Source organism: Actinomycetota bacterium (genome assembly GCA_005774595.1).
Classification (GTDB): Bacteria; Actinomycetota; Coriobacteriia; order Anaerosomatales; family D1FN1-002; genus D1FN1-002.
This window is the reverse complement of the sequence record VAUM01000013.1, coordinates 1-13,251: the sequence shown is the minus strand read 5'-3', so window position 1 is coordinate 13,251 and position 13,251 is coordinate 1. Positions and strand designations below refer to the sequence as shown.

Sequence of the window (13,251 nt, the reverse complement as noted above, 5' to 3'; positions counted from 1 at the left end):
CCGCGTCGGGAGGGTGCTGCCGACGGGCCGGCGTCACATACGACGTCGTATGTGGCGCCGCGGGCGACGTCGCATGTGACGCCGGCTCTCGTCGGCCCCTCCGGCGCTTCCCGCGGATCGCCCCGCGGTTGACCGTGTCGGCAGCGCGGCGCGAACATGGGGCGCGAAGCTTCCCGCCCGCGCCCCGCGCGGCCGAGCCGTCCGACCACAGGAGCACCCATGAGCGATCCCGGCACGCCCAGCACACCGCCCGCGCCCGCGGAAGGCGCGCAGCCGCTCCAGCCGCCTCAGCCCGGCGCAGCCGCGCAGTTCCAGCCGTACGTGCACCCCGCGCCGCAGAAGCGCGGCGCGAAGGGCTGGATCGTCGCGCTCGTGGTCATCCTCGGCATCATCGCGGCGCTGTTGTTCGGCTGCATCGCCATGGTGGCGTCGCTCATGCCCGAGTCCGGCGACCCGCTCGCCACCGGCGATGCGGTCGCCGTCATCCACATCGACGGCACGATCGCCGGGACCGGCACCTCGCTCGACGGCGTCATCACGCCCGAGTACGTCATCGACCAACTCGACCAGGCCGCCGCCGACGACTCGGTCAAGGCGGTGCTGCTGCGCGTGGACTCACCCGGCGGCACGGTCGCGGCCTCCGAGGAGATCGCCACCACGGTCGCCTACTTCCGCGAGGACACGGGCAAGCCGGTCGTGGTGAGCGTCGGCGACATCGACGCGTCGGGCGCGTACATGGTCTCGTCGCAGTGCGACTTGATCGTGGCGAACCCGACCTCGTCGGTCGGGTCGATCGGCGTGATCATGGAGCTGCCGAACCTCGAGAAGCTGCTCGACAAGGTCGGCGTCGAGTTCTTCGTGATGACCCGCGGCGACCTGAAGGACTCCGGCAGCCCGTTCCGGAGCGTGACCGCCTCGGACATGGCGTACTTCAACGAGGAGATGGACCTGGCGTACGAGCGCTTCATCGAGCTGGTCGCGACCGGGCGCGAGATGAAGCCCTAGGACGTGCGCAAGCTCGCGAGCGGGCGCACGTGGATGGGCAGCAAGGCGCTCGACCTCGGGCTCGTCGACGAACTCGGCACCTACGAGGACGCGCTTGCGGCCGCGGCCGAGCTCGGCGAGATCGAGGGCGACCCGCGCGTGGTGACGTACGAGCCCAGCGAGTGGGAGGAGCTCGTCGACTCGCTCTACGGGCTGAGTTCGCGGCTCGGCGGGCCGGCGGTGCGGCTGCCGCAGGGGACCGCCGTCCCGAAGTAGCGAGCAGCTCACCGGCCCGCCGCGACGCCCGCGCTTGCGCTCCCGAGCGCGGCGTGTGTATATTCCTGCACGTCCCCCGCCTTTGCGTCCGCCGTTGATGGCCGCAGTCTGGGCACCACTCCGCGACCGGTGACGAGACGCGGCACGGGCGGGGTCGATCCCTTCAGAGTCCGGCAACGGCTGCGGTCGCTACTCGCACACGCGGGCTGGCGTCCGGGGTGCGTGCCGGGCGCACCGTCGCGAGCGAGGAGACGTGACACGGTGAAGTTCTTCCTGGATACCGCCGACATCGCCGAGATCGAGGAGGCCTGCTCCTGGGGCGTCATCGCCGGCGTCACCACCAACCCCACGCTGTACCAGCGCGTCGGAGGGAAGCTCGCCGACTTCCCGGCGCACGTGAAGCGCATCTGCGAGATCGTCGACGGGCCGGTCTCGGCCGAGTCCGTCTCGATGACGCGCGACGAGATCGTGCGCGATGGCATCGAACTCGCCGCGCTCGACCCGCGCGTGGTCGTCAAGGTGCCGACGATGCCCGAGGGGCTCGCCGCCACCAAGCAGCTCGCCGCCAAGGGCATCGCCGTGAACATGACGCTGTGCTTCACGGTGCCGCAGGCGATCATGGCCGCCCGCGCCGGCGCGCGGTACATCTCGCCGTTCGTGGGCCGCTTCGACGACATCTCCGAGGACGGCGTCGAGCACCTCGGCAACATGGTGACCGCGGTCAGGAACTACGACTTCGGCCACGAGGTCGAGGTCATCGCGGCGTCCATCCGTCACCCGCAGCACGTGGTGGCCTCGGCGCTCATCGGCGCCGACATCTGCACCGTCCCGTTCAAGGTGCTCCAGCAGTGCGTGAAGCACCCCCTCACCGACCGCGGCCTGGAGTCGTTCCTCGCCGACTGGGAGAAGGTAGTGAACTCATGAGTCCTCGCCCCCGCAAGAGAGGCCGCCGTGGCGGCGGTCTGCCCCAGGACCAGCCGGTAGCGCCGTCGATCACGCGCGCCGACCTCGAGCCCAAGACCGTCGCCGAGTTGCGTGCGATGGCCGAGGAGCTCGGCATCGACGCCAAGATGCTCAAGAAGAAGGACGAGCTGATCGAGGCGGTCCTCGAGGCCAAGGTCAAGGCCGAGGGCTTCATCGACGTCTACGGCATCCTCGACGTGCTGCCCGAGGGCTACGGCTTCCTGCGCACGGGCGGGTACCTGCCCGGCGACCGCGACGTCTACGTCTCGATGTCGTACGTGCGCCGCTTCGAGCTGCGCCGCGGCGACCTCGTGCGCGGCCAGGTCCGCCCGCCCAAGGACAACGAGAAGTACGCCGCGCTCATGCGCGTGGACGCGATCAACGGCCAGGAGCCGGAGTCGGCCAAGGGCCGCCCGCGCTTCGCCGACCTCACGCCGGTCTACCCGGACGAGCGGCTGCGCATGGAGCACGGGCCCGCGTTCGTCACCGCGCGCGTGATCGACCTCGTCGCCCCGATCGGCAAGGGCCAGCGCGGGCTCATCGTCTCGCCGCCCAAGGCCGGCAAGACGACCGTGCTCAAGGACATCGCCGCGTCCATCTCGGCGAACAACCCCGAGGTCTACCTCATGTGCCTGCTCGTCGACGAGCGGCCCGAGGAAGTCACCGACATGGAGCGCTCGATCAAGGGAGAGGTCGTCTCCTCGACCTTCGACATGCCGAGCGACCAGCACATCGCGGTGGCCGAGCTCGTCATGGAGCGCGCCAAGCGCCTCGTCGAGAGCGGCATGGACGTCGTCATCCTGCTCGACTCGATCACACGCCTCGCGCGTGCGTACAACCTCGCGACGCCGGCGTCCGGGCGCATCCTGTCCGGCGGCGTCGACTCGACCGCACTCTACCCGCCGAAGAAGTTCTTCGGCGCGGCGCGCAACATCGAGCACGGCGGGTCGCTGACGATCCTCGCCACCGCGCTGGTCGACACAGGCAGCAAGATGGACGAGGTCATCTTCGAGGAGTTCAAGGGCACCGGCAACCTCGAACTGCGTCTCGACCGCGGCATGGCCGACCGCCGCATCTTCCCCGCGATCGACGTCATCACCTCGGGCACGCGCAAGGAGGAGCTCATCCTGACCAAGGAGGAGGCGCCGTTCGTGTGGGGCGTGCGCCGTATCCTGCACGGCGTCGACAATCCCGAGCGCGCGATGGACATGCTCATCAAGGGCCTCAAGACCACCGACAACAACCAGGAGTTCCTGCTCAAGATGGCGCGCGGCGCGCAGAAGAAGAGCAACGGGGTCGACCTCTAGCGCCCCTCGCGGACGCGTGCTAGACTCCGCAGGCTGTCATCCGGGTGCTGGTCGGAAACCAGCGCCGCGAACGGAGGAAACGAAGACATGAAGCAGGGCATCCATCCGGAGTACGTCGAGTCGCGGTTCATCTGCTCGTGCGGCTCCGTGTTCGTCACTCGCTCCACCGTGCCGGAGGTCCACCTCGAGCTGTGCTCGATGTGCCATCCCTTCTACACCGGCAAGCAGAAGTTCGTGGACACCGGCGGACGCGTCCAGCGCTTCGAGGACAAGTTCGGCGGAGCCGCCGCTGCCGTCGCCGACCGCGAGGCCGCCGCGCGCGACGAGCGCCGCAAGGCCGCCGAGGCCGCTGCCGCCGAGGCGAAGCAGGCCCGCGACGCCAAGGCCGCCGAGAAGGCCGCCCGCGCGTCGAAGTACGAGGGCACCCCGCTCGAGAAGCCGAAGGTCGAGGCGGCCGAGGCCGACGTCGACGCCGCCGAGGAAGCGGTCGCCGAGATCGTCGAGGAGGTCGCCGCGGAGGTCGCCGAGGAGGCCGCCGCCGCCGAGGAGGTCGCCGCTCCCGACGTCGCCGACGAGCCCGTCGCCGACGAGGCGCCGGCTGCTGAGGACGCCTCCGCCGACGAGAGTGCCGAATAGCGCCCGTACCGCGCGCCATGCGTTGCTAGAATGTGAAGGCGGCCCGGCTACGGCCGCCTTCGTTCGTATCGGACAGGAGCTTCGCCGCAGTGGACGTCCGCCTGCTCTACCACACGCCCGACCCCGAGCGCGCCGTCGCGGCCGCGGCCCGGCTGTGCTACGCGCCCGTCGGGGCGGCGGAGCTCATGGAGACCATGTCGGACGAGGCGGTGCGCAAGGTCCTCAAGACCATCATGATGAGCGGCCACTACTCGGCGCTCGAGCACGCGGGCTACACCTTCGCGGTCGACGGCGTGTCGCGCGCGATGACGCACCAACTCGTGCGGCATCGCATCGCGAGCTTCAACCAGCAGTCGCAGCGCTACGTCTCCTACGCCGATGAGCCGGTCTTCGTCGTCCCGCCTTCGGTGGCCACAGACCCGGCCGCGCGCGAGCGGTTCGACGAGGCGACCGCCGCCGCGTTCGCCGCGTACCGGGCGCTCATGGACGCCGGCGTGCCTGCCGAGGACGCGCGCTACCTGCTGCCCAATGCGATGGAGACCAAGATCGTCATCACGATGAACGTGCGCGAGCTGCTTCACTTCTTCGAACTGCGCTGCTGCAAGCGGGCGCAGTGGGAGATTCGCGGCGTGGCGCTCGAGATGCTCGCCCTGTGCAACGAGACCGCGCCCTACCTCTTCTACGACGCCGGTGCGAGCTGCGTGCGCGGTGCGTGCAGCGAGGGCAAGATGACGTGCGGCGAGCCGTATCCGAAGGCGGCCATGCGTGACTGAGGACGCTGCGCCCGCGCCCGCGCGCATGCGCATACAGCACACGCACATCGGCGGCCAAGCCGTCATCGAGGGCATCATGATGCGCGGCCGCTACAACTGGGCGATCGCCGTACGCTCGGCCGACGGCGAGATCCACACCGAAGAGCACGACCTGCATCGCGTGGCCCTCACGCGCAAGTGGCTGCGCTGGCCGCTGGTGCGCGGCGTGTGGGGCCTCTACGAGACGATGGTGCTTGCGATGCGCGCATTCTCGGTCTCGGCCAAGCTCGCCGGTGAGACCGAGGACGAGCAGCTCACCGACGCCGAGGTCGGCTGGACGATGGTGCTCGGCCTGCTGCTGGCGATCGGCCTGTTCACGGTGCTGCCGGCGTTCCTCGCCAAGTGGCTCGTCGGCCGCCCCGACGACCATGTGTTCCTCTGGAACCTTACGAACGGCGGGATGCGGCTGGTGGTGTTCTTCGCCTACATCTGGGCGGTCAGCCGTATGAAGGAGATCCAGCGCGTGTTCGCCTACCACGGCGCCGAGCACAAGACGATCCACGCCTACGAGCACGGCCTGCCGCTCGAGGCGCCCGTCATCCAGCGCTACGAGACGATGCACGTGCGCTGCGGTACGTCGTTCCTGCTCATGGTCATGGTCGTGGCCATCGCGGTGTACATGCTCGTGCCGATCAAGCAGATCCTGATGGGGGCGGGGGTGGCCAGCGGGCTGCTCGCCACGGTGGTGACCATCCTCATCCACATCCTGCTGCTCCCGCCGATCGCGGGCATCGCCTACGAGGTCATCAAGTGGGCCGGCGGCCGCAGCGAGCATCCGGCCGTGCGCGTCCTGCTGTGGCCGGGGCTGATGCTGCAGAAGATGACGACGCGCGAGCCCGACGACTCGATGGTCGAGGTGGCCGTCGCCGCGATGAGCCTCGTGGTGGCACGCGAGGAGCGCGAGGCTGGCGGGCCGGTAGCCGAGGCCGTCGACGCCGCCCCCGAGGTCGCCCTCGCCGACGCGCCGTAGCGCTCAGTCCGCCCTCGCTGACCTGCACGTTCAGATCCCGGTAGGCCCTCGGTAACACGCTCGCGCTACCGTTCCCCTGCGCCGACGTGCGTAGCGATATCGTATGCGATATCATTTGGGAGGCGGATGTGGCGGCGAGACGGTCGCTCAGAGAACTGCACGGGTCCGGGAAGCACGTCTCGACGCGCGAGTTGCTCGGTGCGCTCAGGGCTGCGGGCTTTGCGGTGGTCCCCACGTCGAAGCCGACGCACCTGATCGTTCGGTGCGGGTCGAACCGGGTGACGATCGCGGAGCGCGGCGGGACGGTGCTCAAGGTGTACGTGAGCCTCGTCGTCAACCGACTTGGGTACGAGTGTTGGGAGGAGAGCGGTGACTGAGCACGCGTTCGACGAGTACACGGTGTGGCTGTGGCTGGACACAGGCGGGATCGTCGCCGAGGTGGCGGAGTGCTCGGGGTGCCTCGCGCAGGGGGCCGACGCGAATGAGGCCCTCGAGATGCTCCGCACCTCGTTCGACGTCTGGACCGCCGAGATGCGCTCCCAGGGCCGCCCCGTCCCGGACCCATGGGGCGTGGACGACTACTCCGGCCGCTTCCTGCTGCGCATGCCGACGGTGCTGCACGCGCGCGCGGCGCGGGAGGCGCAACGCGAGGGCGTCTCGCTCAACCAGTACGTCAATGTCCTGCTCGCCGAGCGTCTCGGTTTCGCGGAGGGCGTGCGCAGCGTGACCGCGGGCGGCGCGTCACTCGCATGCGAGGAGCCGCCCGGCTCGCAGCCGTAGCGCGCCCGCCCGCGCCCCCGCGCGCGTGCTACCATGTGCCGTCCCCGCACCCGTCCTCGGAGCCCACTCGACCCATGCGCGACCGCTACGCACAGATCCTCGCCGCCTACGACGAGCTGACCGCCAGGCTCGGCGACCCCGCCGTGCTCGCGGACCAGAAGGAGTACGCGCGGCTGGCCAAGGAGCACCGCGGGCAGACGCCGCTCGCCGAGAAGGTGCGCGAGTACCTCGGCGTGCTCGATGGCATCGATGGAGCCAAGGAGATCCTCGGCACCGAGTCGGACCCCGAGATGAAGGACCTCGCGAAGGACGAGCTCGACGAGCTCGAAGCGCGCGTGCCTGCGCTCGAGGACGAGATCAAGGTCATGCTGCTCCCGAGCGACCCGAACGACGACAAGGACGTCATCGTCGAGATCCGCGCGGGCGCCGGCGGCGACGAGGCCGGCCTGTTCGCGGGCGACCTGTACCGCATGTACACGCGCTACGCCGAGACGCAGCGCTGGAAGGTCGAGGAGATCGACTCGTCCGAGAGCGGCGTCGGCGGTTTCAAGGAGGTCGTCTTCAAGATCCGCGGTGACAAGGTCTACTCGAAGATGAAGTTCGAGTCCGGCGTCCACCGCGTCCAGCGCGTTCCGGCGACCGAGGCGCAGGGCCGCATCCACACCTCGACCGCCACGGTAGCGGTGCTGCCCGAGGCCGACGACGTCGAGATCGAGATCCGCGCCGAGGACCTGCGCATCGACGTCTACCGGTCCAGCGGCCCGGGCGGCCAGTCGGTCAATACCACGGACTCGGCGGTCCGCATCACGCACCTGCCGACGGGCGTGGTCGTCCAGTCGCAGAACCAGAAGTCGCAGCTTCAGAACCGCGAGGAGGCCATGCGCGTCCTGCGCGCACGCCTCTACGAGGCCGAGGTCGAGCGGCAGGCCGCCGAGCAGGGCGCCGCGCGCCGCAGCCAGATCGGCTCGGGTGACCGCTCGGAGAAGATCCGCACGTACAACTTCCCGCAGGACCGCATCACCGACCACCGCATCGGCGTGACGATCCACAACATCCCGGCGGTGCTCGCCGGTGAGATCGGCCCGATGATCGAGGCGCTCGTGGCCGCCGACCGCGCCGAGCGCATGAAGGCGGCGGTGTAGCGTTCCGCATGGCTGACCGCGTCTGGACCGTGATCGAGGCGCTCGACTGGACCCGCGTGCACCTCGCCAAGCACGGTGACCCCGCCCCGAGACGCGCCGCCGAGTGGCTGCTGTCAGCCGCGACCGGGCTATCGCGCGTCCAGCTCTACGCGCACCACGACCGCCCGCTCACACCCGAGGAGCGCGCGACCTTCCGCGACAGCATCGAGCGCCGAGTCGCGGGCGAGCCGCTCCAGCACATCACCGGCGAGGTGGGCTTCCGCCACCTCGTTCTGCGGGTGGGACCGGGCGTGTTCATCCCTCGGCCCGAGACGGAGGTGCTCGTGGACGTCGTGCTGCGCCATCTCGGCGTCCACGGCGGCGAGGCGCTCGTCGCGGACCTGTGCGCGGGCTCGGGCGCGGTCGCGCTCTCGATCGCGCACGAGTGCGAGGGCGCGCGCGTTTGGGCTGTCGAGGCGGACCCTGCGGCGGCCGCGCTGGCGGCGGAGAACGCCGACCGGCTCGGGCTGGCCGACGCGGTCACCGTGCTGACCGGCGACCTGTTCGCGCCGCTGCCCGCGGACCTGCGCGGCCGGCTCGACGCGGTGGTCGCCAACCCGCCCTACATCCCCACCGCCGACCTCGCCGACCTGCCGGCCGAGGTCCGCGATCGCGAGCCGCGCGCCGCGCTCGACGGCGGCGCCGACGGGCTCGACACGGCGAGGCGTATCATGGACGGCGCGCGCGAGTGGCTCACCCCCGGAGGTGTGCTTGCGATGGAGTTGGACGAAAGTCGCGTCGCCGATGCCGACAAACTGATGCGCGCGTGGTATGAAGGAGTCGTCAGCGAACAGGATCTCGCGCAGCGCCCGCGAGTGGTCGCGGGACACGCGCCAGCGAAGCGAGCAGACCCACACATCCGAGGAGGCCGGCAGCCATGAGCAAAGTGGTGCACGTCGATCAGGAGAACCCTTCCGCAGAAGTGGTCAATCTCGCCGCCACGGTCCTTCGTGACGGCGGGATCGTCGTCTTCCCGACCGAGACGGTGTACGGCATCGGCGCCTCGGCGGCCTCGTGCATCGGTCCGCACGAGATCATCGATATCAAGCAGCGCCCCGCCCGCAAGGCCATCCCGTGGCTGGTGGAGGAGGAGGCGGCGCTCGACACCTACGGCGTCGACGTCCCCGAGTACGCGCACAATCTCGCGAAGGAGTTCTGGCCCGGCGCGCTGACGATCGTCGTCAAGGCCGCCGCCGTGGTGCCGCCCGAGTTCCGTGACGACCGCGGCACGGTGGCGCTGCGCTCACCCGACCATACGCTCGTCATGGAGCTCATCCGCTCGTCGGGCGGCGCGCTCATCGCCACCTCGGCCAACACGTCCGGCAAGCCGGCGCCGGGCAGCTTCGAGGAGCTCGAGGAGCGCATCATCGCCGCCGCGGACCTGACGCTCGACGGCGGCGAGACCGAGCACGGCGTCGCGTCGTCGGTCGTGGACTGCACCGGCGAGGAGCCGGTCATCCTGCGCGAGGGCGCGGTGCCGGCCGAAGAGATCATGGCCGCGGCGAAGGGGCACGACGCCTAAGATGCGGGTGCTGATCGGCGCCGACCACGGCGGCTTCGGGCTCAAGGAGCAGGTCAAGGCTCACCTCATGGGCAGGGGTCACGACGTCGTGGACCTTGGTGCGTACAGCGCCGACCCCGTCGACTACCCGGACGTCGCCACGAAGGTCGCGCACGCTGTGGCAGCCGGTGAGGCCGAGCGCGGCATCCTGTTCTGCGGCACCGGCATAGGCATGGCGATCGCCGCCAACAAGGTGCCGGGCATCCGGGCCGCCAACATCTTCGACCCCGAGGTCGCCCGGCTCGCGCGCGAGCACAACGACGCGAACGTACTCACGCTCGGAGGGCGGTTCACCCCGGCCGAGACCGCGAAGCAGATCGCCGACGTGTTCCTCGCGACCGAGTTCACCCACGACGACCGCCACGTGCGCCGCATCGGGCGCATCCACGAGATCGAGGGCGCCCGCTAGGAACGCGCCGCCCGCCGCCCCCATGGAAGGACGCACCCCCGCATGACGCTCAAGTACATCCCCGGCCAGGATCCGGAAGTCGCCGCCGCGATGGACGCCGAGTTGACCCGGCAGCGCGGCACGATCGAACTCATCGCCTCGGAGAACTTCACCTCGCTCGCCGTCATGGAGGCGTGCGGCAGCGTGCTCGCCAACAAGTACGCCGAGGGCGTGCCCGGCAAGCGCTACTACGGCGGCTGCGAGGAGGTCGACGTCGTCGAGGACCTCGCGCGGCGGCGCGCGTGCGAGTTGTTCGGCGCCGACCACGCCAACGTCCAGCCGCACGCGGGCGCGCAGGCGAACATGGCGGCGTACTTCGCGTTCCTGCAACCGGGCGACCGCGTGCTCGGGATGAGCCTGGCCATGGGCGGGCATCTCACGCACGGCTCGCCGGTCAACTTCTCCGGGAAGTTCTACGAGATGGCCGCCTACGGGCTGCATCCCGAGACCGAGATGATCGACTACGACGAGGTCGAACACGTAGCGCGCGAGTTCCGGCCGAAGATGATCATCGCGGGCGCGAGCGCGTACCCGCGCGTGATCGATTTCGAGAGATTCGGCGCGATCGCGCGCGAGGTCGACGCGATCCTCATGGTCGACATGGCGCACATCGCCGGGCTGGTCGCCGCCGGCGCACACCCGTCGCCCGTGCCGCACGCCGATGTCGTCACCTCCACCGCGCACAAGACGCTGCGCGGCCCGCGAGGCGGCTTCATCCTGTGCAGGGAGCAGCACGCGGCCGCCATCGACAAGTCCGTCTTCCCGGGCAGTCAGGGCGGCCCGCTCGAGCACGTCATCGCCGGCAAGGCGGTCGCGTTCCGCGAGGCGGCCCAGCCGGAGTTCAAGGCCTACATCGAACAGGTCATCATCAACTGCAGGGCGATGGCGGCGGCGATGGCCGAGTGCGGCCTGCGGCTCATCTCGGGCGGCACCGACAACCACCTCGCGTTGGTCGACCTGCGCCCCGCCGACATCAGCGGCAAGGATGCCGAGGCGCTGCTCGAGCGCGTCGGCATCACCGTGAACAAGAACTCCATCCCCAACGACCCGCAGTCGCCGTTCGTCACGAGCGGCATCCGCGTGGGCACCGCGGCGATGACCACCCGCGGCTTCACGGAAGGCGAGGCGCATACCATCGGCTGCCTCATCGCCGACGCGGTCTTCAAGCGCGACGACGAGAAGCGCCTGGCCGACATCGCCGCCGACATCGCGGCGATGCTCGCCGAGCACCCGCTCTATCCCGAGCTGTAGAGGAGGCCGCGAGAAGTGACGCGTCCGTCCTGGGACGAGTACTTCATGGCGATCGCCGAGCAGGTGGCCGGGCGCAGCACGTGCGTGCGCCGCGCGTGCGGCGCGGTACTCGTGAAGGACAAGCGCATCCTCGCGACAGGCTACAACGGTGCGCCGAAGGGCCTGAGGCACTGCGATGAGGTCGGCTGCCTGCGCGAGCAGCTCGGCATCCCGAGCGGCGAGAAGCACGAACTCTGCCGCGCCATCCATGCCGAGCAGAATGCGGTCGTGCAGGCCGCGAAGTACGGCAACTCGATCGACGGCGCGGTCTGCTACTGCACGCATCAGCCGTGCGTGCTGTGCGCGAAGATCCTCATCAACTCGGGCTGCACCGAGATTGTCTTTCGGGATCCGTACCCGGACACGCTGTCCGAGCAGATGATCTCCGAGGCGGGCGTGACCTTGCGCCGCCTCGATCGCCCGTAGGGGGGCTGGCTGAGATGGCGTGGTGGCAGTACCTCGTGCTCGGGGGAGTGGCGCTTTCCGTCACACTGCTGCTGACGCCGTGGGCGCGGCGGCTGGGCGAGCGCACCGGCGCGGTCGCGCTCGCGGGCGGGCGCAACGTGCACGAGGGCACGGTGTCACGCTTCGGCGGCGTGGCGATGTTCCTCGGCTTCGTGGCGACGCTCGCGGTCGCGTGGGCCGGTGACCGGCTGCTGGGCTGGGATCTCGGTGTGGTCGCCAGGCCCGGACAGGTGCTCGGCGTGCTGGCGGGTGCGACGGTCATCTTCGCCGTCGGCGTGCTCGACGACCTGCACACCTGGAGCCCGCGCGACAAGCTGCTCGGCCAGATCGCCGCGGCGGTCATCGCGGTCGCGGCAGGCGCTCGGGTCGAGTACATCGGCAACCCGTTCGGGCCGGGGCTGCAGAGTCTCGGGCTCGCGGCGTACCCGGTCACCGTGCTGTGGCTCGTCGGGTTCGCGAACGTCATCAACCTCATCGACGGGCTCGACGGGCTCGCCGGCGGCGTGGCCGCCATCTCGGCCGGGTGGTTCGCGCTGCTCGCCGCGCAGAGCAACCAGGTCATCGCAGCGGTGTTCGCGGTCGCGCTGCTCGGGGCGTGCGTCGGGTTCCTGCGCTACAACTTCCACCCGGCGAGCGTCTTCATGGGCGACTCGGGGTCGATGTTCCTCGGCTTCATCCTCGGGTCCATCGCGCTGATGGGCGTGATGAAGTCGACCGCGGCCATCACCTTGGCCGTGCCGCTGCTGATCATCGGCGTGCCGATCTTCGACACCGGCTCGGCCATCATCCGGCGCATCCTGCATCGGCGCCCCATCCAGGAGGCCGACAAGGGCCACCTGCACCACCGGCTGCTCGGGCGCGGGTACGGCCAGCGCATGACGGTGACGATCATCTGGGCGTGGTCGTTCGCGCTGGCGGTGGCGGGCTACGCGATGCGCTACGCGCCGTCGTCACTTCGGTGGGTGACGCTGGTGCTCGTGGCGGTCCCGTCGGCGTTCGTGGCCAACAGGCTCGGGCTGTTCGACGCGGCGCACCACCACGTGGACGAGGGATAGGCACCCCACGGGCACGGGTGTTGCAGTGGAGGGCGCACCGGGAGGTGTGATCTCTATGACGCGTCAGATGCGGTGTCCGGGCAATGACATGCGCAACATCACGGCTGACGACGTGGTCTGCCCATCGTGCCACGCCCGCGTCGAGCTGTTCTCCGACGAGCGCGGGCGCCGGTGCCCGAAGTGCGGCGAGCGCGTCGACCGCGACGCGGTGCCGTCGTGCGCGGCCTGGTGTGCGGCCGCGGCGGAGTGCCTGGGAGCCGAGCGCTACAAGGAGTTCGTGGAGATGATGGGGGCGGGGGAAGAGGACGGCTCGGAGGCGGGGTAGGCAGTCGCGAGGCATCGGGCCCTTGGCGGTGCTTCTGCGGAGCCTCGTCCATTCGCGTGGCGCCGTCCGACCGCACACTCCAGCTTGACGTCGCAGGCGGCGGTGCCGGAGTCGATCGCTACGCGGACATGCGCACGGGATCGTCCGGCCGCGCGTTCAGTCTGCCTTCCGCACGCTCACCGCGCTCACCTTCAACCC

Annotated in this window: 17 protein-coding genes and 1 pseudogene (1 of these 18 only partly in view); all 18 read left to right on the top strand. The window is 70.1% G+C overall.

Annotated features, from left to right (window positions below; translation table 11 throughout):
• Positions 1-79: pseudogene (locus tag FDZ70_01345) on the top strand (O-antigen ligase family protein) (it extends 1,086 nt beyond the left edge of the window).
• Positions 80-156: 77 nt separating this feature from the next.
• Positions 157-1,005, top strand: coding sequence for a signal peptide peptidase SppA (gene sppA, locus FDZ70_01340; GenBank protein ID TLM80303.1), 849 nt, complete (start codon positions 157-159; stop codon positions 1,003-1,005).
• Positions 1,006-1,008: 3 nt separating this feature from the next.
• Positions 1,009-1,260 carry a hypothetical protein gene (locus FDZ70_01335; GenBank protein ID TLM80302.1) on the top strand — a complete coding sequence of 84 codons (252 nt, stop codon included), beginning with the start codon at positions 1,009-1,011 and terminating at the stop codon, positions 1,258-1,260.
• Between the two features lie 261 nt (positions 1,261-1,521).
• Complete coding sequence (fsa, locus tag FDZ70_01330; GenBank protein TLM80301.1) at positions 1,522-2,184, top strand: fructose-6-phosphate aldolase; 663 nt, start codon at positions 1,522-1,524, stop codon at positions 2,182-2,184.
• Positions 2,181-3,530: a transcription termination factor Rho gene (locus FDZ70_01325; protein TLM80300.1), complete on the top strand. Its 1,350-nt coding sequence runs from the start codon at positions 2,181-2,183 to the stop codon at positions 3,528-3,530. The genes fsa and FDZ70_01325 overlap by 4 nt, the downstream gene beginning before the upstream one ends.
• A gap of 87 nt (positions 3,531-3,617) precedes the next feature.
• Positions 3,618-4,166 carry a 50S ribosomal protein L31 gene (gene rpmE / locus FDZ70_01320; protein TLM80299.1) on the top strand — a complete coding sequence of 183 codons (549 nt, stop codon included), beginning with the start codon at positions 3,618-3,620 and terminating at the stop codon, positions 4,164-4,166.
• Between the two features lie 89 nt (positions 4,167-4,255).
• Positions 4,256-4,939, top strand: a complete 684-nt coding sequence (locus FDZ70_01315; protein TLM80298.1) for an FAD-dependent thymidylate synthase — start codon at positions 4,256-4,258, stop codon at positions 4,937-4,939.
• Positions 4,940-4,964: 25 nt separating this feature from the next.
• On the top strand, positions 4,965-5,948 hold the full coding sequence (locus FDZ70_01310) for a DUF1385 domain-containing protein (GenBank protein TLM80305.1): 984 nt from the start codon (positions 4,965-4,967) through the stop codon (positions 5,946-5,948).
• Positions 5,949-6,034: 86 nt separating this feature from the next.
• Positions 6,035-6,325, top strand: coding sequence for a hypothetical protein (locus tag FDZ70_01305; protein ID TLM80297.1), 291 nt, complete (start codon positions 6,035-6,037; stop codon positions 6,323-6,325).
• Positions 6,318-6,728: a type II toxin-antitoxin system HicB family antitoxin gene (locus FDZ70_01300; GenBank protein TLM80296.1), complete on the top strand. Its 411-nt coding sequence runs from the start codon at positions 6,318-6,320 to the stop codon at positions 6,726-6,728. The genes FDZ70_01305 and FDZ70_01300 overlap by 8 nt, the downstream gene beginning before the upstream one ends.
• Positions 6,729-6,802: 74 nt before the next feature.
• Positions 6,803-7,870 carry a peptide chain release factor 1 gene (prfA, locus tag FDZ70_01295; protein TLM80295.1) on the top strand — a complete coding sequence of 356 codons (1,068 nt, stop codon included), beginning with the start codon at positions 6,803-6,805 and terminating at the stop codon, positions 7,868-7,870.
• Between the two features lie 8 nt (positions 7,871-7,878).
• A complete protein-coding gene (gene prmC, locus FDZ70_01290) occupies positions 7,879-8,790 on the top strand; it encodes a peptide chain release factor N(5)-glutamine methyltransferase (protein ID TLM80294.1) in 912 nt (303 codons plus the stop codon).
• On the top strand, positions 8,787-9,431 hold the full coding sequence (locus FDZ70_01285; protein ID TLM80293.1) for a threonylcarbamoyl-AMP synthase: 645 nt from the start codon (positions 8,787-8,789) through the stop codon (positions 9,429-9,431). The genes prmC and FDZ70_01285 overlap by 4 nt, the downstream gene beginning before the upstream one ends.
• Position 9,432: 1 nt before the next feature.
• A complete protein-coding gene (gene rpiB, locus FDZ70_01280) occupies positions 9,433-9,879 on the top strand; it encodes a ribose 5-phosphate isomerase B (GenBank protein TLM80292.1) in 447 nt (148 codons plus the stop codon).
• A gap of 42 nt (positions 9,880-9,921) precedes the next feature.
• Complete coding sequence (locus tag FDZ70_01275) at positions 9,922-11,169, top strand: serine hydroxymethyltransferase (protein TLM80291.1); 1,248 nt, start codon at positions 9,922-9,924, stop codon at positions 11,167-11,169.
• Between the two features lie 45 nt (positions 11,170-11,214).
• Positions 11,215-11,634: a cytidine deaminase gene (locus FDZ70_01270; protein TLM80304.1), complete on the top strand. Its 420-nt coding sequence runs from the start codon at positions 11,215-11,217 to the stop codon at positions 11,632-11,634.
• Positions 11,635-11,648: 14 nt separating this feature from the next.
• Positions 11,649-12,728 carry an undecaprenyl/decaprenyl-phosphate alpha-N-acetylglucosaminyl 1-phosphate transferase gene (locus FDZ70_01265; protein TLM80290.1) on the top strand — a complete coding sequence of 360 codons (1,080 nt, stop codon included), beginning with the start codon at positions 11,649-11,651 and terminating at the stop codon, positions 12,726-12,728.
• Between the two features lie 55 nt (positions 12,729-12,783).
• Positions 12,784-13,053, top strand: coding sequence for a phosphohydrolase (locus FDZ70_01260; protein TLM80289.1), 270 nt, complete (start codon positions 12,784-12,786; stop codon positions 13,051-13,053).
• Positions 13,054-13,251 lie beyond the last annotated feature (198 nt).